20 protein-coding genes are annotated in these 21,700 nt (G+C 60.3%); 12 read left to right on the forward strand and 8 right to left on the reverse strand.

The window, feature by feature from the left end; genetic code table 11:
* Positions 1-181 precede the first annotated feature (181 nt).
* Positions 182-1,207, reverse strand: a complete 1,026-nt coding sequence (locus ACQZ5N_RS20980; RefSeq protein WP_065654439.1) for a LacI family DNA-binding transcriptional regulator — start codon at positions 1,205-1,207, stop codon at positions 182-184.
* 274 nt (positions 1,208-1,481) lie between these two features.
* Here ACQZ5N_RS20980 and ACQZ5N_RS20985 point away from each other — a divergent pair, with 274 nt between their 5' ends.
* From ACQZ5N_RS20985 to ACQZ5N_RS21020, 8 genes are all read left to right on the forward strand, one after another.
* Positions 1,482-2,843, forward strand: coding sequence for an ABC transporter substrate-binding protein (locus tag ACQZ5N_RS20985; protein WP_269828185.1), 1,362 nt, complete (start codon positions 1,482-1,484; stop codon positions 2,841-2,843).
* A gap of 105 nt (positions 2,844-2,948) precedes the next feature.
* A complete protein-coding gene (locus tag ACQZ5N_RS20990) occupies positions 2,949-3,962 on the forward strand; it encodes a carbohydrate ABC transporter permease (RefSeq protein WP_448733996.1) in 1,014 nt (337 codons plus the stop codon).
* A 1-nt stretch (position 3,963) separates the two neighbouring features.
* On the forward strand, positions 3,964-5,124 hold the full coding sequence (locus ACQZ5N_RS20995) for a carbohydrate ABC transporter permease (RefSeq protein ID WP_142172954.1): 1,161 nt from the start codon (positions 3,964-3,966) through the stop codon (positions 5,122-5,124).
* A gap of 37 nt (positions 5,125-5,161) precedes the next feature.
* Positions 5,162-6,817, forward strand: coding sequence for a beta-galactosidase BglA (gene bglA / locus ACQZ5N_RS21000; RefSeq protein ID WP_448733997.1), 1,656 nt, complete (start codon positions 5,162-5,164; stop codon positions 6,815-6,817).
* A gap of 20 nt (positions 6,818-6,837) precedes the next feature.
* Entirely contained in the window at positions 6,838-7,926 is a 1,089-nt protein-coding gene (locus tag ACQZ5N_RS21005; RefSeq protein ID WP_448733998.1) for an ABC transporter ATP-binding protein, read from the forward strand.
* A 240-nt stretch (positions 7,927-8,166) separates the two neighbouring features.
* Positions 8,167-8,523, forward strand: coding sequence for a hypothetical protein (locus ACQZ5N_RS21010; protein ID WP_035236048.1), 357 nt, complete (start codon positions 8,167-8,169; stop codon positions 8,521-8,523).
* Between the two features lie 128 nt (positions 8,524-8,651).
* Positions 8,652-8,915, forward strand: a complete 264-nt coding sequence (locus ACQZ5N_RS21015) for a type II toxin-antitoxin system ParD family antitoxin (RefSeq protein WP_059760587.1) — start codon at positions 8,652-8,654, stop codon at positions 8,913-8,915.
* Positions 8,912-9,211, forward strand: a complete 300-nt coding sequence (locus ACQZ5N_RS21020; RefSeq protein WP_269830460.1) for a type II toxin-antitoxin system RelE/ParE family toxin — start codon at positions 8,912-8,914, stop codon at positions 9,209-9,211. Before ACQZ5N_RS21015 ends, ACQZ5N_RS21020 begins: the two co-directional genes overlap by 4 nt.
* A 102-nt stretch (positions 9,212-9,313) precedes the next feature.
* Here the strand turns inward: ACQZ5N_RS21020 and ACQZ5N_RS21025 are convergent, their stop codons facing one another.
* From ACQZ5N_RS21025 to ACQZ5N_RS21050, 6 genes are all read right to left on the reverse strand, one after another.
* Entirely contained in the window at positions 9,314-10,678 is a 1,365-nt protein-coding gene (locus ACQZ5N_RS21025) for a metallophosphoesterase (protein ID WP_448733999.1), read from the reverse strand.
* Positions 10,679-10,894: 216 nt separating this feature from the next.
* The gene (gene edd / locus ACQZ5N_RS21030) at positions 10,895-12,715 is read right to left on the reverse strand and encodes a phosphogluconate dehydratase (RefSeq protein WP_269830458.1); all 1,821 of its coding nucleotides are present in this window, start codon (positions 12,713-12,715) and stop codon (positions 10,895-10,897) included.
* A 128-nt stretch (positions 12,716-12,843) separates the two neighbouring features.
* Positions 12,844-13,542, reverse strand: a complete 699-nt coding sequence (gene pgl, locus ACQZ5N_RS21035) for a 6-phosphogluconolactonase (protein WP_020812896.1) — start codon at positions 13,540-13,542, stop codon at positions 12,844-12,846.
* Between the two features lie 10 nt (positions 13,543-13,552).
* Positions 13,553-15,028 (reverse strand): glucose-6-phosphate dehydrogenase, encoded by a 1,476-nt coding sequence (zwf, locus tag ACQZ5N_RS21040; protein ID WP_035260679.1) that lies wholly within the window; start codon positions 15,026-15,028, stop codon positions 13,553-13,555.
* A gap of 136 nt (positions 15,029-15,164) precedes the next feature.
* Positions 15,165-16,451: an NAD(P)/FAD-dependent oxidoreductase gene (locus ACQZ5N_RS21045; RefSeq protein ID WP_448734000.1), complete on the reverse strand. Its 1,287-nt coding sequence runs from the start codon at positions 16,449-16,451 to the stop codon at positions 15,165-15,167.
* A 12-nt stretch (positions 16,452-16,463) separates the two neighbouring features.
* Positions 16,464-17,900: a glutamine synthetase family protein gene (locus ACQZ5N_RS21050; protein ID WP_035260676.1), complete on the reverse strand. Its 1,437-nt coding sequence runs from the start codon at positions 17,898-17,900 to the stop codon at positions 16,464-16,466.
* 123 nt (positions 17,901-18,023) lie between these two features.
* On the opposite strand from ACQZ5N_RS21050, the gene ACQZ5N_RS21055 reads away from it, so the two are divergent.
* The 4 genes from ACQZ5N_RS21055 (at position 18,024) to ACQZ5N_RS21070 (ending at position 21,294) form a co-directional block, all read left to right on the forward strand.
* A complete protein-coding gene (locus ACQZ5N_RS21055) occupies positions 18,024-19,208 on the forward strand; it encodes an NAD(P)/FAD-dependent oxidoreductase (RefSeq protein WP_448734001.1) in 1,185 nt (394 codons plus the stop codon).
* A gap of 359 nt (positions 19,209-19,567) precedes the next feature.
* Positions 19,568-19,702 carry a hypothetical protein gene (locus tag ACQZ5N_RS21060; RefSeq protein WP_425647847.1) on the forward strand — a complete coding sequence of 45 codons (135 nt, stop codon included), beginning with the start codon at positions 19,568-19,570 and terminating at the stop codon, positions 19,700-19,702.
* A gap of 253 nt (positions 19,703-19,955) precedes the next feature.
* Positions 19,956-20,828 (forward strand): LysR family transcriptional regulator, encoded by an 873-nt coding sequence (locus ACQZ5N_RS21065; RefSeq protein ID WP_448734002.1) that lies wholly within the window; start codon positions 19,956-19,958, stop codon positions 20,826-20,828.
* Between the two features lie 142 nt (positions 20,829-20,970).
* Positions 20,971-21,294 (forward strand): hypothetical protein, encoded by a 324-nt coding sequence (locus ACQZ5N_RS21070; protein WP_059760601.1) that lies wholly within the window; start codon positions 20,971-20,973, stop codon positions 21,292-21,294.
* A 65-nt stretch (positions 21,295-21,359) separates the two neighbouring features.
* Here the strand turns inward: ACQZ5N_RS21070 and ACQZ5N_RS21075 are convergent, their stop codons facing one another.
* Positions 21,360-21,617: an SMc00767 family acetate metabolism repressor gene (locus tag ACQZ5N_RS21075; RefSeq protein ID WP_004432604.1), complete on the reverse strand. Its 258-nt coding sequence runs from the start codon at positions 21,615-21,617 to the stop codon at positions 21,360-21,362.
* Between the last annotated feature and the right edge of the window lie 83 nt (positions 21,618-21,700).

Genomic DNA, 21,700 nt, shown 5'->3' on the forward strand with positions numbered 1-21,700 from the left:
TCGCAAACGCCATGCTCAGGGATAAAACCACATTCAGGACACCCTGAGAATAATATCCGCCAATACAGTTGCCAGCCGACGCGCGTCTGCGCGGCGAGACGACTCATTTCAGCCCAAGGACTTGGGCTGGCTGGATACCGGCTCAAGGCCGGTATGACGGCCGGGGGATGGAGGCCAGCCTTTACGCTTTCGGAGCCGGCCCCGTCGAGGCGCGCACCACAAGTTCCGCCTTCCAGAGTTCCTGATGCGGTTCCGTCTGGTTCAGCTTGATCCGGTTGATCAGGCGCTGGCCCACGCGCACCCCCGCCGCCCGGAGTGATGAGCGGGTGGTGGTGAGCGGCACGGAGAAATTATCGGGCTTCAAAAGCGGCAGCACGTCGTCATGGGCGATCAGCGAAATATCCTTGCCGGGTTTCAGCCCGCGCTGGTTGAGCGAGCGGATCGCGCCGAGCGCAAGCGCGGTACTGGCGCAGAGGATGGCGGTCGGCTTTTCCGGGCGTGACAGCAAGGCTTCCATGCCGAGATAACCTTCCTCATCGGTCATGCTGCTGTGTCTCTTGTTGTTCGCATGCAATGTCAGGCCATTTGCCGAAAGCGCCTTTTCCACCCCGAGACAGCGCCGATAGGTGAAATCATAACCCTCCGGGCCGTTCAGAAGTCCGATCCGCGTGTGGCCAAGCTGGAGGAGAAGCTGGGTCGCATCGCGGAAGGCGCCCTCGTTGTCCACGTCGAGATAGGGATAATCCTCCTCCACGCCGACGGAGCGGCCATGCACGAGGAAGGGCAGGGAGAGCGACTGCATCATGGCGATGCGCGGGTCGTTCTTCTTCATATAGGCGAGATAGATGCCATCGACGCTGCCGCTTGCGGCAAGCCCCCGCAGGGCTTCGCGTTCCTTTTCCGGCTCGGTCGGCATGATGACGAGATGAAAGCCGCTGCGCGATGCCTCCTCACCGAGGCCGCTCAGGAATTCGCCGAAATGCACGTCGGAACGGTGATGCTCGCCAATCGGCATGACAAGCCCGATGGAGCCGACCTTGCCCGTCGCCAGCCGCTGTGCCGCGGCATTCGGGCGGTATCCCGTCTTTTCGGCAGCCTCCATGACGCGGCGGCGCGTTTCGGCGCTGACTTCCGGATAGCCGTTGAGCGCCCTGCTGATGGTCGTCTGCGAAATGCCCAGCAGTTGCGACAACTGTTTCAGGTTCATGTCTCTCATTTCCTCCATGCGCGCGCCCGAGAATACGGCAAAGCCTCTCCTCAATTCCCAAAGCGCTTTAGATTTTTACCAGCCTCCACCGCATTTCTCAATCGAAAAGGATAGCCGCCTTCCGAATTAAATATGATTATTCATCAGGCACTGCAACGTTTCCGCAGAAAGAGCCTCTTGACTCCGTCTTGATGACAATGAGATGAATAGGCAGCCAAAGCGCTTTGATTGGAGAGGACGCTTTGAGCCTTTTATGTGATGGGAGGTAAATCACATGCAGAAGACTCTTTTGGCGACGGCTGCCGTCATGGCTTTGCTGTCCGGTGCGGCCTTTGCCGCCGACCTGAAGTTTGCACCCGGCGGCGACGCCAAGTTCAACTGGAAAAGCTACGAGGACTTCAAGACGGCTCATGCCGATCTGAAAGGCCAGACGCTGACGATTTTCGGCCCGTGGCGCGGCGAAGACGAGGCCCTGTTCCAGTCGGTGCTCGCCTATTTCGCCGATGCGACCGGCGTGAATGTCCGTTATTCCTCGTCGGAAAACTACGAGCAGCAGATCGTCATCGACACGCAGGCGGGCTCGCCGCCCAATATCGCCATTCTGCCGCAGCCCGGCCTTCTGGCCGATCTGGCCGCCAAGGGCTTCCTCGTGCCGCTCGGCGACAAGACCGCCGACTGGGTCAAGGAAAACTACGGCGCGGGCCAGTCCTGGGTCGATCTCGGCAGCTACAAGGGCAAGGACGGCAACAAGGCCTATTTCGCTTTCCCCTTCAAGGCGGACGTGAAGTCGCTCGTCTGGTACGTGCCTGAGAACTTCGAGGAAGCGGGCTATAAGGTGCCCGAGAGCATGGAAGACCTGTTCAAGCTGACGGACCAGATCGTTGCCGATGGCGGCACGCCCTGGTGCATCGGTCTCGGTTCCGGCGGGGCAACCGGCTGGCCGGCAACGGACTGGGTGGAAGACCTGATGCTGCGCACGCAGCCGCTCGACGTCTACCAGAAATGGACGACCAACGAGGTCAAATTCACCGATCCGGCCGTGGTCGAGGCGATCAACGAATTCGGCAAATTCGCCAAGAACGAAAAATATGTCAGCGGCGGCGTCGCGGCCGTGGCCTCCACCGACTTCCGCGACAGCCCCAAGGGCCTCTTCGACATTCCGCCGAAGTGCTACCTGCACCATCAGGCGTCGTTCATTCCGTCCTTCTTCCCGGAAGGCACCAAAGTGGGTACGGATGCGGATTTCTTCTACATGCCGACTTACGCGTCCAAGCCTGATCTCGGCAAGCCGGTTCTCGGTGCCGGCACGCTGGTCACCATCACCAAGGAAGCGCCTGCCGCCAAGGCTTTCGTCGAATTCCTGCAAACGCCGATCGCCCATGAAGTCTGGATGGCTCAGTCCAGCTTCCTGACCCCCTATAAGGGAGTGAATGTCGATGCCTATGCCAATGAGCAGATGAAGCGACAGGGCGAAATCCTGACGACCGCGACAAGCTTCGGCTTCGATGGTTCCGACCTGATGCCCGGCAAGATCGGCGCCGGCGCATTCTGGACCGGCATGATCGATTTCGTCGGTGGCAAGTCCGCCGATCAGGTCGCGAGCGATATCCAGAAGGCCTGGGACGGCCTGAAGTAAAGATATCGGATCAGGCCCGGCGGTTCGCTGTCGGGCCTTTACCAACGGCGCTGCCCCGACGACCGCATAAATCAGCGCGGCGCGGAGAGGATCAAGGGAGGGAACATGGCTCAACAACTCGTTTCGGCCATCGGCGTGATGGTGGCGGGGGTCTTTGCCTGCGCTGCCTATTACTGGCTATCCGACAAGGCGCTTCAGGCGATCTTTCCGGTCCGCGCGGGAGACGTTCTGCAGGCATCCCGCAACCTCAATCGCCGCGCGGCGGTCCGGCCTTGGCTGTTCATCGGCCCGGCTTTGATCCTCCTGCTGGTCTATCTGGTCTACCCCGTCATCGCCACGCTGATCCTGTCTTTCTATGACCGGACCGGCAGCGAATTCGTCGGCCTCGCCAATTATCGCTGGGCGTTTTTCGATGCCGGTTTCCGCCAGTCGATCTTCAACAATATCCTCTGGCTCGCCGTCGTGCCGGCCGCCTGCACCTTCTTCGGCCTCGTCATCGCCGTCATGACCGATCGCATCTGGTGGGGCAACATCGCCAAATCCATCGTCTTCATGCCGATGGCGATCTCCTTCGTCGGCGCCTCCGTCATCTGGAAATTCATCTATGAATACCGCGCCGAAGGCCAGGTGCAGATAGGCCTCTTGAACGCCATCGTCGAGTTTTTCGGCGGCAATCCCGAGGTCTGGATTTCCATGCCCTTCTGGAACAATTTCTTCCTGATGATCATCCTCATCTGGATCCAGACCGGTTTTGCCATGGTCATCCTGTCGGCAGCGCTGCGCGGTATCCCGGAAGAGACCATCGAAGCGGCCGTCATCGATGGCGCCAATGGCTGGCAGATCTTCTGGAAGATCATGGTTCCGCAGATCTGGGGCACCATCGCCGTCGTCTGGACGACGATCACCATTCTCGTGCTCAAGGTCTTCGACATCGTGCTGACCATGACCAACGGTCAATGGAACACCATGGTTCTCGCCAATCTCATGTTCGACTGGATGTTCCGCGGCGGCGGCGACAGCGGCCGAAGTGCGGTCATCGCGCTCATCATCATGGCGGCCGTCACCCCGATAATGGTCTGGAACATCCGCCAGGCGAACCGCGAGATGGAGGGCCGCTGAGATGAATATTTTCAAACGCCTTCGCCGTGTCGGCCTGCCGCGCCTCATCGTCCATGCCAGCGTTCTGGTCGTCGTGTTGCTGTGGCTCCTGCCAACCCTCGGCATTCTCGTCAGCTCGCTGCGCGACAAGGACCAGATCACGGTCTCCGGCTGGTGGACGGCCTTCTCCAGTTCCGAACAGACCTCGGCAGTGCGCCTCGCCGATGCTTCGGTGCAGAAGCAGGATGGCAGCCGCTACGTGATATCGGGCAATGTTTTCGAAAGCGGGCAGGGCGGCAAGGTTGCGGCCTTTGGCGTTCGCGTACAGGAACCCACGGCGTTCAAAGCCGGCGAGGCGGCCGATATCGGTGACGGCGAAACGCTGCTCGTCAATACGGACGGCACCTATGAATACAGCAAGGCCGCGAGCTTTGAAGGCTCTCGCGGCAAGCGCGTTTACATCTCCGTCGCGACGCCGCCCGTCTTCACGCTCGACAATTACCGGACGGTCCTGACCTCGGAAGGCATCGGCCAGTCCTTCGTCAACTCGCTGACCGTCGCCGTGCCGGCAACCGTCATCCCCATCCTCATTGCCGCCTTTGCCGCCTATGCGCTGTCATGGATGAGCTTTTCCGGACGCAATCTGCTGATTGCCATGGTGGTGGGCCTGATCGTTGTGCCGTTGCAGATGTCGCTCATTCCACTCCTGCGGCTCTATAATGAAATCGGCACCATCTTCGGCGTGCCGTCCAAGACCTATGCCGGTATCTGGCTGGCGCACACCGCCTTCGGCCTGCCGCTCGCCATCTATCTGCTGCGTAACTATATTTCCGGCCTGCCGAAGGAGATCATCGAAAGTGCCCGCGTCGATGGCGCGAGCGATTTCGAAATCTTCGTCAAGATCATTCTGCCGCTGTCTTTTCCGGCGCTCGCCTCCTTCGCCATCTTCCAGTTCCTGTGGACCTGGAACGACCTGCTCGTCGCCATGGTTTTCCTTGGTACGCAGAAGGACGAGCTGGTGCTGACCGGCGCGCTCAATGCGCTGCTCGGTTCGCGCGGCGGCAATTGGGAAATCCTCACCGCCTCGGCCTTCGTCACCATCGTTGTGCCGCTCTGCGTTTTCTTCGCCCTTCAACGTTATCTCGTGCGTGGCCTGCTCGCAGGCTCCGTCAAGGGAGGCTGATCATTCCATGAACGCCCATACCAGACAGGACACTTCCATGACCGCTTCGGTGACTTCCGCTTTGACGCCCAACAAGGACTGGTGGCGCGGCGCTGTTATCTATCAGATTTACCCGCGCTCCTATCAGGACTCCAATGGCGACGGCATCGGCGACCTCAAGGGCATCACCGACCGTCTGGCGCATATTGCCAATCTGGGTGCCGACGCGATCTGGATTTCGCCCTTCTTCACCTCGCCGATGAAGGATTTCGGTTACGACGTCTCGAATTATGTCGATGTCGATCCGATGTTCGGCACGCTTGCCGATTTCGACGGGCTGATCGCGGAGGCCCATCGCCTCGGTATCCGGGTCATGATCGACCTCGTCATGTCGCATACGTCAGACCAGCATCCGTGGTTCGTGGAAAGCCGTGCGAGCCGCAGCAATCCGAAATCGAACTGGTATGTCTGGTCGGACAGCAAGCCGGACGGCACCCCGCCCAATAACTGGCTGTCGATCTTCGGCGGTTCCGCCTGGCAGTGGGATCCGACCCGCATGCAATATTACATGCACAACTTCCTGACCTCGCAGCCGGACCTCAACCTGCATAACCCTGAAGTTCAGGAAGAGCTGCTGAACATCACCCGTTTCTGGCTGAAGCGCGGCGTCGATGGTTTCCGCCTCGACACCATCAACTTCTATTTCCACGACCTTGAGCTGCGCGACAACCCGGCGCTGGCGCCGGAGCGCCGCAACGCCTCGACGGCCCCGGCGGTCAACCCTTACAATTTCCAGGAGCATCTCTACGACAAGAACCGCCCGGAAAACATCGCCTTCCTGAAGCGCTTCCGCGCGGTGTTGGACGAGTTTCCGGACATCGCCGCCGTCGGCGAAGTCGGCGATAGCCAGCGCGGTCTCGAAATCGTCGGTGAATATACCTCCGGCGATGACAAGATGCAGATGTGCTACGCCTTCGAGTTCCTCGCACCCGATGCGCTCACCCCGCAGCGCGTCGCTGATGTGCAGGCGGATTTTGCGAAAGCCGCGCCGGAAGGCTGGGCCTGCTGGGCCTTCTCCAACCACGATGTCGTGCGCCATGTCAGCCGCTGGGGTGAGCATGTCGAGGACAAGGGCGCCTTCGCCAAGGTGCTTTCGGCGCTGCTGATGACACAGCGCGGCTCCGTCTGCATCTATGAGGGTGAAGAACTCGGCCTCACCGAAGCGGATATTGCTTTTGAAGATTTGCAGGATCCCTACGGCATCCAGTTCTGGCCGGAATTCAAGGGCCGCGACGGTTGCCGCACGCCGATGGTGTGGGATGCCGGACATGCGCAGGCCGGTTTCTCGACTGCCGACAAGACGTGGCTGCCCATCCCGACCGAGCACAAGCAGCGCGCCGTCAGCGCCCAGCAGGGCAACGAGGCGTCGGTGCTGGAACACTACCGCCGTTTCCTGAGCTTCCGCAAAAAGCATCCCGCTTTTGCCAAGGGCGGCATCGAATTCCAGCCGGTTGAGGGCGAAGTGCTGAGCTACACCCGCACACTCGGCAACGAAACCGTGCTTTGCCTCTTCAATCTGTCCGCAACGCCGGCAAAGGCGACGCTGCCGGAAGGGAACTGGGAGGTTCTCGAAGGCCACGGCTTTGCAGGCGGCCTTGAAGGCAGAAGCGTAGAACTTCCGGCATGGGGCGCATTCTTCGCCCGTTACGCCTGACAGATGAGGGAGGAACACCCATGACAAGTCTCGTTCTCAAGGATATCCGCAAATCATACGGGCAGGTGAAGGTCCTGCATGGCATCGATCTTCAGATCGAACAGGGCGAATTCATCGTTTTCGTCGGTCCCTCCGGATGCGGAAAATCGACGCTGCTGCGCATGATCGCCGGTCTGGAGGAAATCACCGGCGGCGAGATGTATATTGACGGCCAGCTCGTCAATGAAATCCCGCCCTCGCGGCGGGGTATCGCCATGGTGTTCCAGTCCTATGCGCTTTATCCGCATATGACGGTTTACGACAACATGGCCTTCGGGATGAAGATCGCGAAAGAGAACAAGCAGGAGATCGACCGCCGCGTTCGCGCTGCCGCTGAAATCCTGCAACTGACGCAATATCTGGAGCGTCTGCCCAAGGCGCTCTCTGGCGGCCAGCGCCAGCGCGTCGCCATCGGCCGCGCCATCTGCCGCAATCCGAAAGTCTTCCTGTTCGATGAGCCCTTGTCGAACCTCGATGCGGCGCTGCGCGTCGCCACCCGCATCGAGATCGCCAAGCTCAACGAGCAGATGGCCGATACCACGATGATCTACGTCACCCACGACCAGGTGGAGGCGATGACGCTGGCGGATCGTATCGTCGTTCTGAATGCGGGCCGTGTGGAACAGGTGGGTGCGCCGCTCGAACTTTACGAAAGACCGGCCAATCTCTTCGTGGCGCGCTTCATCGGCTCGCCGGCCATGAACATCATCGCTGCAAAGATCACCGGAACCGGCGAACGGACCTCCATCGAACTTGCCGGCGGCAAGGCGCTTGCCGTTTATGTTCCCACGCCCGCAACCGAAAAGGGCAAGGCGGCAAGCTTCGGTGTGCGGCCGGAAGATCTGAGCATCGTTACCGGGGAAGATTATCTTTTCGAGGGAAAAGTCGCGATCGTCGAAGCGCTCGGCGAAGTGACGCTGCTTTATCTCGAAGCGCCCAAGGGGCAGGAACCGATCATCGTCAAGGTGCCGGGCATCGTTTCCGTTGGCAAGGGCGAAACTCTGCGTTTTGCCGCACCGCAGGAAAAGCTTCATCTCTTCGACGCAGAGGGCAAGACTTATCGCAGCTAATCGCCGTCGATACCGAAACCGTGCCCCGGAACCTCCTCGTTCCGGGGTTTTTCCTGACCTTTTTGCCGCTGTGGAAAAATGTCGGAAATGTCCCGCTTCCGGTCTGTTTAAGCCTGCGCTGATATGAATTGTTAAAGACTATGACCTAGTCTCAATCCATTGATCGAGCATGGGAGTCTGGGCGTGCAGAGCGGTACGGGTGTCATCAGGAACCATTACCTGAGCAAGGAAGAATCCTTCATGTATGACCGCGAAAGCCGGTTTCGCATGGAAGATACCATGAACGCCGCGCGCATCGAATATACCGAAAAGGCCGTGATGCACATGGCGGCGCGCCGCTGCGATGTCATCCGCATCTCCCAGACCGAAGCGGTGCTGGCGCTGCTGACGAAATATAACCTGCCGAACCAGTTCTATCTCGATATTCCCGACGCCCGCATCACCAAGATCGGCTGCGTGATGTTGCGCGTCAACGCTAACAACACCATCCACGTCCGCTTCCTGCGCATGCTGACGCAGAAGGAACTGGACCGCATCTTCGTGTTCAGCACGCATCCGGCGCATAGAGACCGGAAGCTCGATATCCGGTCTTTCTGAAGTCCTCCCGATCATTGGCAAAAATGGTCTGACCGGTTGTTTTAACGGTTTGCGTTGTCGTGGCTGTCTCCTGTCGTTGCTAACTATTATCATCGGATGGTATAGGTGGAGGCAGAGAGGATATCGGCATGGCAAGCAGTGCAAATCTCGGCCGTCACCTTGAAGGCTATGTTTCCGATCTTGTGAAGTCGGGACGTTACAACTCGCGCAGTGAAGTACTGCGGGAGGGCGTTCGGCTGGTTGAAGAGCGTGAAAAGAGGCTGGCGGCTCTCGATTTAGCGATTGCGCGCGGTATCGCCGATGCAGATGCCGGACGGACTACACCAATAGACGATGTTGCCTCTCAACTCAGCGCCAAATACCGGAAGATGGCGGAAGAACGCGGACTGTGATCGTTGTTCTGACCAACGAAGCCAAGGCAGACCTGGAGCGTATCGGTGATTTTATCGCGGCCGATAATCCGCGACGGGCGGAAACATTCATCGCCGAACTGCTGGACCGCTGTCTGAGACTGGCGGAAATGCCGCAAGCCTATCCCCTGGTACCCCGTTATGAGCAAAGCGGCATTCGCCGTCGTCCCTATGAAAACTATCTTGTTTTCTATCGCGTCACCCAAACGCGCGTGGAGATTTTGCACATTCTGAATGGTGCTCAGGACTACGAATCCATTCTCTTCCCGCAGTCCTAATTCGTGCCGTACCCCCAAATCGTGGCATAACCGCGCGCGGCAATGAATCAGTCGTCTGTGGAACAGTGAAGAGGACTGCTACCGCCTGCGGCATATGCGACCTTAAGAAAGCCCGCCCAAAACCGTCTGCTTTAGCTTCACATCAGGCACTTCGGTGAACGCAAGGTCGCTGCGGCCGAAATAGGATTTCTGGTTGGTGGCGGACCAGTCGTTGCAGACCAGCTTGTAGCGCTCTTTGTTTTCCGGCTTTTCCGGCATGGCGTAGAGATAGTCGCCGGTGCGTGCGGCGAGCGGAATGTCGCCGTCCTGATTGCAGCGCTTGAGGATTTGGGCGAGAGCCTCGCTATCCACTTCCGCCACCATCAGCTTGCCGTCGAAACGCAGCGAGGCGTTGAAATCGTAGCGGCGAATATCGCCCTCGGGCAGGCCGGCACCAAACGAAGTGTGGCCGATGAAGCCGACATCCGCGCCGGTTTTTGCGGCGATGAGTTGCGCCACGCGGCGGCCGGCCTCATCGACGGTCATTGCCTTCGCCGATTTTCCGACGATTGCCTTTTCTTCGGCTGTGAGGTGCCTTTCAAGCGTCTGTTCGATCAGGGTCTTGAGAGCGGGGGAGGCGGGAGCGCTGCGATCGATCGTGACGGTCTCTATGGCCGCAGCCTTGCCGGGAGCCGCAATCGTCGCGACCGTCATGGAGGTGCACCATGAGCCGGTATGGACATAGCGGGTAGCGCCCTGTTCGTGCACAAAGTTCAGATGGTCATGGCCGCCGACCAAGAGGGTGCCATCCGGCAGCAGCGGCAGTATATCGCGGTCGGCGACGACGCCGGCGTGGCTGAGAACGATGTTGATCGCATCCGCTTTGACGATCCCCGGCAAATTGGCCTTCGCCCATTCGACCGGCTGCGGAATGTCCAGCATTTCGCGCGTAGCCTTCGGATAGGTGTTGATCGCATTGGTGGCGAGACCCGCCACAACGACCTTCCGCCCGCCGACGCTTACTTCGGCGCTGGCGGCCGCATAGGGTTTGCCGTTGCGCTTGTCGATGATGTTGGAAAGCACGGTGATGCCGAGCGCCTGCGCGCGGCTGACGAAATTGGCAAGGTCGTTGTCGATGTCGGACTCATGATTACCGATATTGACGACGGTGGGGGCGAGCTTTGCGAGCGCCGCCAGGAAGGTCCATTCGATCTCGCCGGCCGAACGGGCGGCCACCGCATTGCCGATCTCGAACAGGTCGCCGTTCAGCAAGATGATATGGGGCGCCTTGTCGGCGGCGATGCGGGTTTCGATGGCCGCGAGAAGCTGGCCGATACGCTCATAGGCCGAATGCAGGTCGGAGATGACGATTGCACGCAGCGCCACGTCCTGCGCCATAGCCGGCGTTGTCGCCGCCATCAGCGGCAGCAGGGCGGTGCCCGCCATGAGCTTCAGCACATCGCGGCGTTTGCTTGAGAATATCGTCATGTCAGGCCCCATCATCCGAAACTGCACCGCCGTCCCGCGGCCGGCTGAGAAGGCCCTAAAGGGCGATCATCACAGCCGCATGACAAGTCTGACGTTTAAGACATGGGAAATAAAGCGGTTTCTGCGCCAGCTCTCGGCGATGAGAGGTGCATTCAGGCGATGCCGCAAAGTGGGGTTGAAAGGCGAAAGCCGCATCCGGCCTTCGCCCATCAAAAATCAATGGAACAGAACGCTGGCGCCCTGATCGGCCGGACCGGCATTGCGGCGGAAGGGGGCGAAAAGCTCGCGGCCCATGCCCCATTCATTGCCGGAAAGATCGGCGCGCGCCGGTTCGCGTTTCGCGAGTTCAGCGGCGGAAACGAGCACTTCCAGCGTTCCCGAAATGGCGTCGAGACGGATGATGTCGCCATCGCGGATAAGCGAGATCGGGCCGCAGTCGGAGGCTTCCGGCGTGACATGGATGGCGGCCGGCACCTTGCCGGAAGCGCCGGACATGCGCCCGTCGGTCACCAGCGCCACCTTGAAGCCGCGATCCTGCAGTACGCCGAGCGGCGGCGTCAGACGGTGCAGTTCCGGCATGCCATTGGCCTTCGGTCCCTGGAAGCGGACGACGGCGATGAAGTCGCGGTTGAGCTTGCCGTCCTTGAACGCGTCCTGAAGCTCCTGCTGGTCGTGGAACACGATAGCCGGCGCTTCGATGATGTGGCGTTCCGGCTTGACGGCGGAAATCTTGATGACCGATTTGCCGAGATTGCCGGTCAGCATCTTCAGGCCGCCGGTCGGCTGGAACGGGGTCTCGATGCTGGAAAGCACCTTCGGGTCGTGGCTCTGCTCGGGGGAGGGCTGGCGGACAACCGCGCCTTTCTCGTCAAGCTTGGCATCCACGGTGTAAGCCTCGAGGCCCTGTCCGAAGACGGTGCGCACATCGTCATGCACGAAGCCCTGTTTCAAAAGCTGCTTGATGAGGAAACCCATGCCGCCGGCGGCGTGGAAATGGTTCACATCGGCAAGACCGTTGGGGTAAACGCGGGCGAGCAGCGGCACGATGTCAGAAAGATCGGAAATATCCTGCCAGGTGAGGATGATGCCGGCGGCGCGCGCCATGGCGATCAGATGCATGGTGTGGTTGGTGGAACCGCCCGTCGCATGCAGGCCGACGACGCCATTGACGACGGATCGTTCATCGATCATCTCGCCCGCCGGCGTGAATTCATTGCCCTGCGCGGTAATCGCCAGCGCCCGCTTCGTAGCCTCGCGCGTCAGCGCATCGCGCAGCGGCGTGCCGGGATTGATGAAGGAGGAACCGGGCATATGGAAGCCCATGATCTCCATCAGCATCTGGTTGGAATTGGCGGTGCCGTAGAAGGTGCAGGTGCCGGGGCCGTGATAGGATTTCGATTCCGCTTCCAGAAGCTCGGCGCGGCCGACCTTGCCTTCGGCGTAAAGCTGGCGGATGCGGGATTTCTCGTCATTCGGCAGGCCCGATGTCATCGGGCCGGCGGGAACGAAAACGGCGGGCAGGTGGCCGAAGGCGAGGGCGGCAATGACGAGGCCGGGCACGATCTTGTCGCAGACGCCGAGATAGACGGCGGCGTCGAACATGTTGTGCGACAGGCCGATGCCGGCGGCCATGGCGATGGCGTCGCGGGAAAACAGCGAAAGTTCCATGCCGGGCTGGCCTTGCGTTACGCCATCGCACATGGCGGGAACCGCACCTGCCACCTGCGCTATGCCGCCCGCTTCCTTGGCCGCATCGCGGATGATCGCCGGGAAGGTCTCATAGGGCTGGTGCGCCGAGAGCATGTCGTTATAGGCGGTGATGATGCCGAGATTGGGAACCCGGTCGCCGGCAAGGATGTCCTTGTCGGCGGGGGAACAGACCGCAAATCCATGCGCAAGATTGCCGCAGGAAAGCACGGAGCGGTGAACGCCTTTTGAGACCTGCAGCCGCAGCCGCTCGAGATAGGTCTCGCGGTAAGGCTTGGAACGTTCGACGATGCGGGCGGTGATGGCCTGAATGCGGGAATCGGCGGACATGGGCGTTCATCCTGTTCGTTGGTCGACAACCGGCGTTCCGGGAGGTGAGCGGCCGGTTGTCGTGTTTCGGTCTTCATGTCTTCGGGGCGCTTTGTCGCCGGGCCGCAATCGCGGCGGTGGCGTTTAGCTTATGGCGCCCAGTATATATCCACGGGCGTTTCAGCGCGATTCAGCACGGCGCGGATCGGCATTTCATCCTCATCCTCGCCCGACTGCGCCTTCTCCAGCGTCGCCTTCTTGGCAGCACCTTCGATATGCAGCACCAGAAACTCGGCATCGTGCAGGCTGGAGAAGTTGAAGGTCAACCGCTCCTCTCCCGCATTCTCCGCCGCCATGGTCAAAACGCCGCGCGGTTCATCGAGGTCCAGCGCTTCGTAGAGATTGTCTCCACCGGGGAAAAACGATGCCGTGTGGCCATCCGTTCCCATGCCGAGAATGACGACATCGAAGGGATCGCAGATCGCCTCGGTCTTGACGGTCGCAAGCGTCGCGGCATCCTCCGGCGAGGCCGCCGGCTGGAACAGCGGCACGAAATAAGCCGACTTCGCCTTGTCCTGCAAAAGGTTCTCGGCAACGAGGCGGTGGTTCGAACGGTCGCTTTCCGGCGGCACGAAACGTTCGTCCACCAGCGTCACGCTGATATTGGGCCAATCGAGATCGTGCTTGGAAAGCGCCTGAAAGAACAGCTTGGGCGTCGAACCGCCGGAGACGGCAATGCTTGCCGCACCGCGATCCTTCGTTGCCGCATCAAGGCGCTTGGCAACCTCCGCCGAAAGAGCGGTTGCCAGTTCGGCGGCGGTGTCGAAGACGTGGATCGTTTCGCTCATCGCCGGGCCCTCAATCGGCATCGTGCCAGGTGCGGCCGTCACGCTCGATCAGTGCGATCGAGCCGCTCGGACCCCAGGTGCCGGCGGTATAACCCTGCACGCCCTGTCCCAAATCTTCCCAGCTCTTGAGAATGGGGTCGATCCAGTCCCACGCGGCCTCGACCTCGTCGCGGCGCATGAACAGCGTTTGGTTGGAGCGGATCGTGTCCATCAACAGCCGCTCATAGGCATCCGGGCTGCGCACGTTGAAGGCTTCGGCAAAGCTCATGTCCAGCGAGACCTGACGCAGGCGCATACCGCCCGGGCCGGGGTCCTTGATAAGCAGGGACTGCTTGACGCCTTCATCCGGCTGCAGACGAATGACCAGCTTGTTGGCTTCGATCTTGCCGGCTGCATCGTCGAAGATCGAATGCGGGATCTGCTTGAAGGTGACGACGATTTCCGAAACGCGCGTCGCGAGGCGTTTTCCCGTGCGGATGTAGAAGGGAACGCCGGCCCAGCGCCAGTTGGCGATTTCAGCCTTGATGGCGACGAAGGTTTCGGTGTTGGAAACGCCGCCTTCCAGCTCTTCCAGATAGCCCTTGACCGGGCCACCGGCGGAAGCGCCGGCGCGGTACTGGCCGCGAACCGTCTGCTTCTCGACATTGCTGGTGTCGATGGGCTTCAGCGAGCGCAGAACCTTGAGCTTTTCGTCACGCACGGCTTCGGCATTCATCGATGCCGGCGGCTCCATGGCGACAAGGCAAAGCAGCTGAAGGATATGGTTCTGCACCATATCGCGCAGCGCGCCGGCCTTGTCGTAATAACCGGCGCGGCCTTCGAGACCGACCGCTTCGGCAACGGTGATTTGCACATGATCGATATGGGCGGAATTCCACAGCGGCTCGTAAAGAGCATTGGCGAAACGCAGCGCCATCAGGTTCTGCACCGTCTCCTTGCCGAGATAGTGGTCGATGCGGAAGATCTGCTCTTCCTTGAAGACGTGGCCGATGGTGTCGTTCAGTTCCTGCGCGGAAGCCAGATCGCGGCCAATCGGCTTTTCAACGACGATGCGGGTCGAGCGGGTGATGAGCTTGTGCTCGCGGATCTTGTCGGCAATATCGCCGAAAATGCCGGGCGCGACGGCCAGATAGAAGGCGCGCACGCGCTCCTTGCCCTCGTCCAGCAGCTTCTTCAGCACGTCCCAGCCATTATTACCCTTGGCATCGACTGGCACGTAGAAAAGCCTGTTCAGGAAGATGGCGACCTGCGCATCGTCATATTCGCCGGCCTTCAGGTGCTCCTTCAGCGCGTCCTGCGCGAATTTGCGATATTCCTCGTGGGTCATGACCGAGCGCGACGCGCCGATGATGCGGGTCGGCTCCGTGAACTGGCCTTCGACCTGCCGGTGATAAAGGGCCGGCAGAAGCTTGCGCTCGGCAAGATCGCCCGTGCCGCCGAAAACGACACAATCAAAAGGTTCAACAGGAATGATCTGACTGCTCATATCGATTCTCTCGATCTTCAAAGGTTGGGGCATCAATAATCTAATCGATTTAAAAATGCCAGACTCAGTTATGTGAAATTATGAATTTTGCTTCCGCCAACTCGTCCGTCGCCGGCAACAGTCTGTAAACATTGGCCTAAAACCTGTCTCGCAACGCGTACCAGGAGAGCGCGAGGAAAAGCAGCGGCGCACGCAGCGACGTCCCGCCGGGGAAAGAGGGCACCTTCAGTTGCGCGAAGGGCGCCAGCATGTCCTTTTTGCCGAGAACGAGATCGGCATAGAGCTTGCCGCAATAATTCGACAGCATCACCCCGTGGCCGGAATAACCGCCGATGGAGGTGACGCCGGGCATGACCTCGCGCACGAAGACTTTGCGCGGCAGGGTAATGCCGACGGAGCCGCCCCAGGAATGGCTAATCTCTATATCTTTCAGCGCAGGATAGATTTCCGCGATCTGCCTGCGGATGTGGCTTGAAATATCGCGCGGCGTATCGGCCGTATAGGCTTCGCGGCCGCCGAACAGCAGCCGGTTATCGGCCGTCTTGCGGAAATAGCGCACCACGAACCGCGAATCCGCCACGGCCTCCCGGTCGGGAATGATGTCGGGAAACGCATCCAGCGGCACGGTGGCGCCGATGAAGGAACGGATCGGCATGATATGGGCGGCCGTGACCGGTTCCAGATTGCCGATATAGGCATTGGTGGCGATCAGCACCCGCGGCGCGGTGATCGTACCGAAAGGCGTTTCGATGATGGTCTTGCCGCCCGCCTGGCGGATGGATTTCGCCGGCGTCATTTCATAAATGCCGGCACCCGCCGCTTTCGCAGCCTTCGCCAGCCCGACCAGCAGCTTCAACGGGTGGATATGGCCGGTGCCGGTATCGCGCGTGCCGCCGAAATAATGAGTGGAGCCAACGCGTTTGCGTGCTTCTGCGCGTTCCATGTAGGAAATATGCGGATAGCCATAACGGTTGTTCATCGCATCGACACTGCGGCGATAGTCGTCCTCGTAAGCGGCCTTGTGCGCCACATAGAGCTGCCCGGGAAGATATTCCATGTCGATGCCGCGGCTGACGGCGAAGCCGCGCAGGTAGTTTTTGGCGTCCTCGGCAATGTCGAAGAGCAGCTTTGATTGCTCGAAGCCGATCTCTTCTTCCATCTCGTCGGGGAAGGAACGCTGACCGGTGCCGAATTGCCCGCCATTGCGGCCGGAAGCGCCATCGCCGAAGCGATGTGCTTCGATGAGGGCGACGGAGACGCCGTTTTCGGCGAGGTTACAGGCGGCCTGAAGGCCGGTATAACCGCCGCCGATGATGGCCACGTCCACCTCTTTCGACCCGTCGAGAGCGGGATAGTCCGGCCGCTCGCCAACGGTTGCCTGATACCAGGAAATTCCCGGCGCAATCGGGCTTTGCCATGTCATGCTCGGGGTTCCTCACACGTTGAGAAGCAGGAATTCCCGCTCCCAGGGGCTGATGACCTGCATGAAGGTCTCGAACTCCCCGCGTTTCAGACCGGCATAGAGGCCCACGAATTCATGGCCGAACACCCGGTCGAACTGCTCCTCGCCTTCCAGCAGCGCCACGGCTTCCAGAAGACCGCGTGGCAATTCGATGGAGCCTTCATTGGCCGTATCGGCGGTGGGTTCGGTCGGCTCGATATTGTTGACGATGCCGAGCCAGCCGCAGCCGAGCGAGGCGGCAAGCGCGAGATAGGGATTGGCGTCTGAGCTCGGCAGGCGGTTTTCGACACGCCGCGCCTGCGGGCCGGAAATCGGCACGCGGAAGGCGGTCGTGCGGTTGTCGTAACCCCAGGCATTGTTGACCGGGCAGGCCATGTCGGGCGTCAGGCGGCGATAGGAATTCACGTAGGGCGCCAGCATGACGAGAGCGTTCGGAACATAACGCTGCATGCCGCCCACGAAGGAGAAGAATTCCTTCGAAGGGCTGCCATCGGCATTGGAGAAGATATTGCGGCCGCTGTCGATCTCCACCACCGACTGGTGGATATGCATGGCCGAACCCGGCTGGCCCTGCATGGGCTTGGCCATGAAGGTGGCGTAGATGCCGTGCTTCAGCGCCGCTTCGCGGATTGTGCGCTTGAACAGGAACACCTGGTCGGCGAGCTCGATCGGGTCGCCATGGCGCAGGTTGATCTCAAGTTGCGCCGGGCCTTCCTCGTGGATCAGCGTATCGATCTCGAGGCCCTGTTTTTCGGAGAAATGGTAGATGTCGTCGATCAGCTCGTCGAATTCGTTGATGCCGGCGATGGAATAGCTCTGCCCGCCGACGATGGAACGGCCGGACCGACCCTTCGGCGGATGCAGCGGATAATCCGGATCGTCATTCATGGCGACGAGGTAGAACTCGATTTCCGGCGCCACGACCGGCTTCCAGCCCTTTTCGGTATAGAGCGAAAGCACATTCTTCAGCACGTTGCGCGGCGTGTAGGGCACGAAATTGCCCTCGGCATCCACCACGTCGCAGATCACCTGCGCGGTCGGGTCCGTTTCCCAGGGCACCACGGAAAGGGTGGAAAGATCGGGCACCAGCTTCAGGTCGCTGTCGCGCGGCTCGTAACGGAAATTCGCTGTCTCATCGGGATATTCGCCGGAGATCGTATGGCGGTAGAGCGCGGATGGCAGGGCAAGCGAGGTGTCGCCCGTGAATTTCGCCGTCGGCATCATCTTGCCGCGCGGAACGCCGGCAAGGTCGGGCGTGATGCATTCTATGTCTTCGATCCCGCGCGCCCGCAGCCATTGCGCGGCTTCGCGCCAGGAGGAAACGCCACGGGGGGAGGAAAGGTCGAGGGGAGGTGTCTTTGCCATGGTTGCCTGTTTCTTCGGGCGGAGCATGGTTTTCTTGGCGGGCATGTATCACCGGGTCTGTGTTTCGACTGGCGCCATCATAACCGTAGTTTGGCAATTGGCGAGGGGGAAAGCGCCATTGACAAGCGGCGGCACTTCGAAAAGAGGAAAGGAAACGGATCGGATGGAATGATGACAGAGAAATGTGACGTGCTGATTTTGGGGGCGGGCGCCGCCGGCATGATGTGCGCCATCCGCGCCGGCCAGCGCGGCCGCTCCGTCGTCATTCTCGACCATGCGAAAGCGCCGGGCGAAAAGATCCGCATCTCTGGCGGCGGCCGCTGCAACTTCACCAATATCCATGCCGGGCCGAAGAATTATCTCTCCGCCAACCCGCATTTCGCCAAATCCGCGCTCGCCCGCTATACGCCGCGCGATTTCATCGCCCTTGTCGAAAAACACCGCATCGGCTGGCATGAAAAAACGCTCGGCCAACTCTTTTGCGATGACAGCGCCAAGGACATCATCCGTATGCTGCTTGGCGAAATGCAGGCGGTGAATGCGAAGCTGCGGCTCGAAACGTCAGTCTCGGCCGTCACCCATGATGGCGTCCGTTTCCGCGTCACGACATCCGCCGGCGTTATCGAGGCGGAAAGCCTCATTGTGGCGACGGGAGGCAAGTCCATCCCGAAAATGGGCGCGACCGGTTTCGCCTATCAGATCGCCGAACAGTTCGGCCTCAAGCTCATCGAGACTCGTCCGGGCCTCGTGCCGCTGACGCTTGATCCCGCCTCGCTGGAAAAGCTGAGCCCGCTTGCCGGCGTCGCGGTTCCGGCAGAAGTCTATCACGGCAAGACCTCGTTTGAGGAAGCGCTGCTCTTCACCCATCGCGGTTTGAGCGGACCCTCGATCCTGCAAATCTCATCCTACTGGCGCGAGGGTGATGTGGTTCGCCTGAAGCTCGAGCCGCATCGCGATATAGCCGCGCTGCTGAAGCAGGCGAAGCAGAAGAACGGGCGCCAGTCGCCTCAGACCGCTCTGTCGGAAATCCTGCCGAAACGGCTCGCCCAGCACGTCGTCGAACAATCCGGCCTCACCGGCCATCTGGCGGATATGTCCGACAAGGTGCTGGCAAAGCTGGCGGGCGAGGTGCAGGACTGGCAGATCAAGCCGGCCGGCTCTGAAGGTTATCGCACGGCGGAAGTCACGCTCGGCGGTGTGGACACGACCGGTCTCAATTCCCGCAGCATGGCTGCGAAATCCGTGCCCGGCCTCTATTTCATCGGCGAATGTGTCGATGTGACCGGCTGGCTCGGCGGTTATAATTTCCAGTGGGCATGGGCCTCCGGGCAGGCGGCCGGCGAATTCGCGTGATCGTCTCTGGCGGTGGAAAAGTTCGGACCTCTCTCCTTCGTCATGCCGGACTTGATCCGGCATCCAGCCACGGCGCGTCTGCGCCATGAAGAGTCTTTCGCGATCAAGGACTTGATCGCGCTGGACCCCGGAACCAGTCCGGGGTGACGGAGTGCGGATGTGACCTGTTCGCCAACTCAATTTCAGTTGGTAAAGTTGTGGCCCTTCCTCTCTCTTTTAATAATCTGTTAATGGGCGCGGAGTCATCCTGACCAAATGCCAGCAAAGCCGGATCGCTTAATGATCCCGCTGCACATGAAGTCGTGCTGGAGGCCTTAACAGGGCATGGGTCGGTTGAGTTTTTCGTCAGGAACCCGCGCATGAACAGATCTGCACATCGCCGCCCTCGCGCCATTGCCATCGCCCGCACCGACAACGATAGCCGTCAGCTGGCCTTTCGCCTGAGCCTCATCGCCGCCGGTGCTCTGGCAGCCCTGATCGCCCTCTTTTACTGATCGGCGACCCTTCGCTTTTATCAAGCTGATGAGCGCGCTGAAAAGGCGCCACGGCCGAGATGCCTCGGCCATATCGGCATAAAATTTCTCTTCCTGCAGAATGGCTTCGTGCCGTGTGCGCGGCTGCTGGTTTTCGATGATAATGCGGGCTGCAAAAATCGCGTGCATGTCGCTCTCCTTCTAATGCGGAGGGCCATGATGCGCGCCGTTTTTTGATTTATCTGCGCAAGAAAATGCGCTACGTTTTTCATCCATGAAAAACGTCACCTGGGATTCCTACCAGCTTTTCCTCGATGTGTCACGCAGCGGCGGCCTGACGGGTGCTGCGGCGCTGACGGGCTTGAGCCCCGCGACGGTGGGGCGGCGCATGGTCGAGCTGGAGGAGCGTATCGGCAAGGCGCTGTTCCAGCGCAGCCAGACGGGATACGCCTTGACGGCGGATGGCCGTACGCTGTTCGACCGGCTTCAGGCGATGGAGAATGCGGCAAGGGACATCGAGGGATGGCAGAAGGCGTCGTCGGCCTCGTCCGTCGTGCGCATCGCCGTCGGTACCTGGAACGCCTGGCTGCTGACCGGAAATTTCTCCGCCATCTGCACCGATCGCGACGATTTCCGCATCGATCTTTTCATTGCCGAACAGAGGGCGTCTCTGGCCCATCGCGAAAACGATATCGGCATTCGCGCTTTCGAACCGCAGGAAAAGAACCTTGCCGCCATCAGGACGGGGGAGGTGGCCTATGCGCCCTACAGGCTGCGCAACGCGGCCGTTTCCGTCGCCGACCGCTGGCTGGCGGTGGCGGAGGAAAACGCCATTTCAACCTATCTGCGCTGGCCGCATGAAAATCGTGACAACGAGATCGTGGTAACGGTGAACCGGCCGACGGCGCTTCTCGATCTGGTGCTGGCCGGGGCGGGGGTCGCGGTGCTCCCCTGTTTCGTGGGCGATGCGGATGCGCGGCTCGCTCGGGAAGGCGAAGAATTGGAGAGCCTTCGCCACAATCAATGGATCGTCATGAACAATGACGACCGCCACCGCCGCGATATCAGGGCGGTGGCGGATCGGATGACCCGTCTGATCAAGAGCCATTCCGATCTATATGCCGGACGTAAGAGCCGCCCCGCATAGGTGAAATTACTTTTGGTTGCATAAATAACTTTAAATAATTTATAGTTGCGTACGCGTCAAAATATCCATAGGTTGCCTCTTGTAAGTTTAACCCCTTTAGGTTGAGGCCGCCATGATAATTTCAGCATCATATGTAAGTGCGATGTCCGCAGCAGGAACGCCGGAAGAAGCAGCAAAGCTCTTTTATGCAGCAGTCAGCAAGGGTCTCGCGGCAGTCGTTGCCGATGCTCTTTCGCAATCTGTCACGGCAATTGCGCCGGGAGCCGCAGGCACCAAGATCGCAGGCTGGGAAAAGCTCGTGGGCGGTGTGGCGATGCATCTGGCGTGGGAATCGCCGGCCGTTCTGAACCCGATTCCACTGACGCAGCTTGCCTGCTTCGCTCCCTATGCGCCTCAACTCCAGGGTAACGTCGAGGCGATGGGCGTCAATGTAAGCATCGGCGTTTCCGTATCGGCGAGTTTCTGAGGCGGCCACTTCTGACGTTTGCATTGAAGACCGGAGCATCGATTATGATGTTCCGGTCTTTCGTTTCAGGCGGCGTCACGCCCCTGCGCGACGATGACGGGGATAAGCAGATCCCCCCAGTTGCCGCCGCCGCCATGGTGGCGGGCTGAGCGGACCAGCTCGACGGAAACGCCGGCCTCGACGGCTTTCATGACGGCCTGGTTGAGGCGGTGCAGATCGTTGGCCAGCATGCGGATGGCGGCCTGCTGATCCTGCGTCATGGCGGAGGACTGCTCCTCGGCGCGTTCCTTGACGTGGGTTTTGATGGGGTTATGGGCATTCATGGTATTTCTCCTCTCATTATTGGTTGGGGTTCTTGATCCGGTTTGCAAGCCCTTCCCGTCATCGGGAAGGGCAGTTTTTCGAT

The organism is Agrobacterium sp. 22-221-1, assembly GCF_053522445.1.

Excerpts from the sequence above, each read along its gene's own strand:
- ACQZ5N_RS21010 (WP_035236048.1), top strand. The coding sequence starts at position 8,167 with ATGTATGACCGCGAAAGCCGGTTTCGCATGGAAGATACCATGAACGCC.
- ACQZ5N_RS20990 (WP_448733996.1), top strand. The coding sequence starts at position 2,949 with ATGGCTCAACAACTCGTTTCGGCCATCGGCGTGATGGTGGCGGGGGTC.
- ACQZ5N_RS21005 (WP_448733998.1), top strand. The coding sequence starts at position 6,838 with ATGACAAGTCTCGTTCTCAAGGATATCCGCAAATCATACGGGCAGGTG.
- ACQZ5N_RS21070 (WP_059760601.1), top strand. The coding sequence starts at position 20,971 with ATGTCCGCAGCAGGAACGCCGGAAGAAGCAGCAAAGCTCTTTTATGCA.
- ACQZ5N_RS21050 (WP_035260676.1), bottom strand. The coding sequence starts at position 17,900 with ATGCCCGCCAAGAAAACCATGCTCCGCCCGAAGAAACAGGCAACCATG.
- edd (WP_269830458.1), bottom strand. The coding sequence starts at position 12,715 with ATGTCCGCCGATTCCCGCATTCAGGCCATCACCGCCCGCATCGTCGAA.
- pgl (WP_020812896.1), bottom strand. The coding sequence starts at position 13,542 with ATGAGCGAAACGATCCACGTCTTCGACACCGCCGCCGAACTGGCAACC.
- bglA (WP_448733997.1), top strand. The coding sequence starts at position 5,162 with ATGACCGCTTCGGTGACTTCCGCTTTGACGCCCAACAAGGACTGGTGG.
- ACQZ5N_RS21025 (WP_448733999.1), bottom strand. The coding sequence starts at position 10,678 with ATGACGATATTCTCAAGCAAACGCCGCGATGTGCTGAAGCTCATGGCG.
- ACQZ5N_RS21060 (WP_425647847.1), top strand. The coding sequence starts at position 19,568 with ATGAACAGATCTGCACATCGCCGCCCTCGCGCCATTGCCATCGCCCGC.
- ACQZ5N_RS21065 (WP_448734002.1), top strand. The coding sequence starts at position 19,956 with ATGAAAAACGTCACCTGGGATTCCTACCAGCTTTTCCTCGATGTGTCA.
- ACQZ5N_RS20985 (WP_269828185.1), top strand. The coding sequence starts at position 1,482 with ATGCAGAAGACTCTTTTGGCGACGGCTGCCGTCATGGCTTTGCTGTCC.
- ACQZ5N_RS20995 (WP_142172954.1), top strand. The coding sequence starts at position 3,964 with ATGAATATTTTCAAACGCCTTCGCCGTGTCGGCCTGCCGCGCCTCATC.
- ACQZ5N_RS21015 (WP_059760587.1), top strand. The coding sequence starts at position 8,652 with ATGGCAAGCAGTGCAAATCTCGGCCGTCACCTTGAAGGCTATGTTTCC.
- ACQZ5N_RS21045 (WP_448734000.1), bottom strand. The coding sequence starts at position 16,451 with ATGACATGGCAAAGCCCGATTGCGCCGGGAATTTCCTGGTATCAGGCA.
- ACQZ5N_RS20980 (WP_065654439.1), bottom strand. The coding sequence starts at position 1,207 with ATGAACCTGAAACAGTTGTCGCAACTGCTGGGCATTTCGCAGACGACC.
- ACQZ5N_RS21055 (WP_448734001.1), top strand. The coding sequence starts at position 18,024 with ATGATGACAGAGAAATGTGACGTGCTGATTTTGGGGGCGGGCGCCGCC.
- zwf (WP_035260679.1), bottom strand. The coding sequence starts at position 15,028 with ATGAGCAGTCAGATCATTCCTGTTGAACCTTTTGATTGTGTCGTTTTC.
- ACQZ5N_RS21075 (WP_004432604.1), bottom strand. The coding sequence starts at position 21,617 with ATGAATGCCCATAACCCCATCAAAACCCACGTCAAGGAACGCGCCGAG.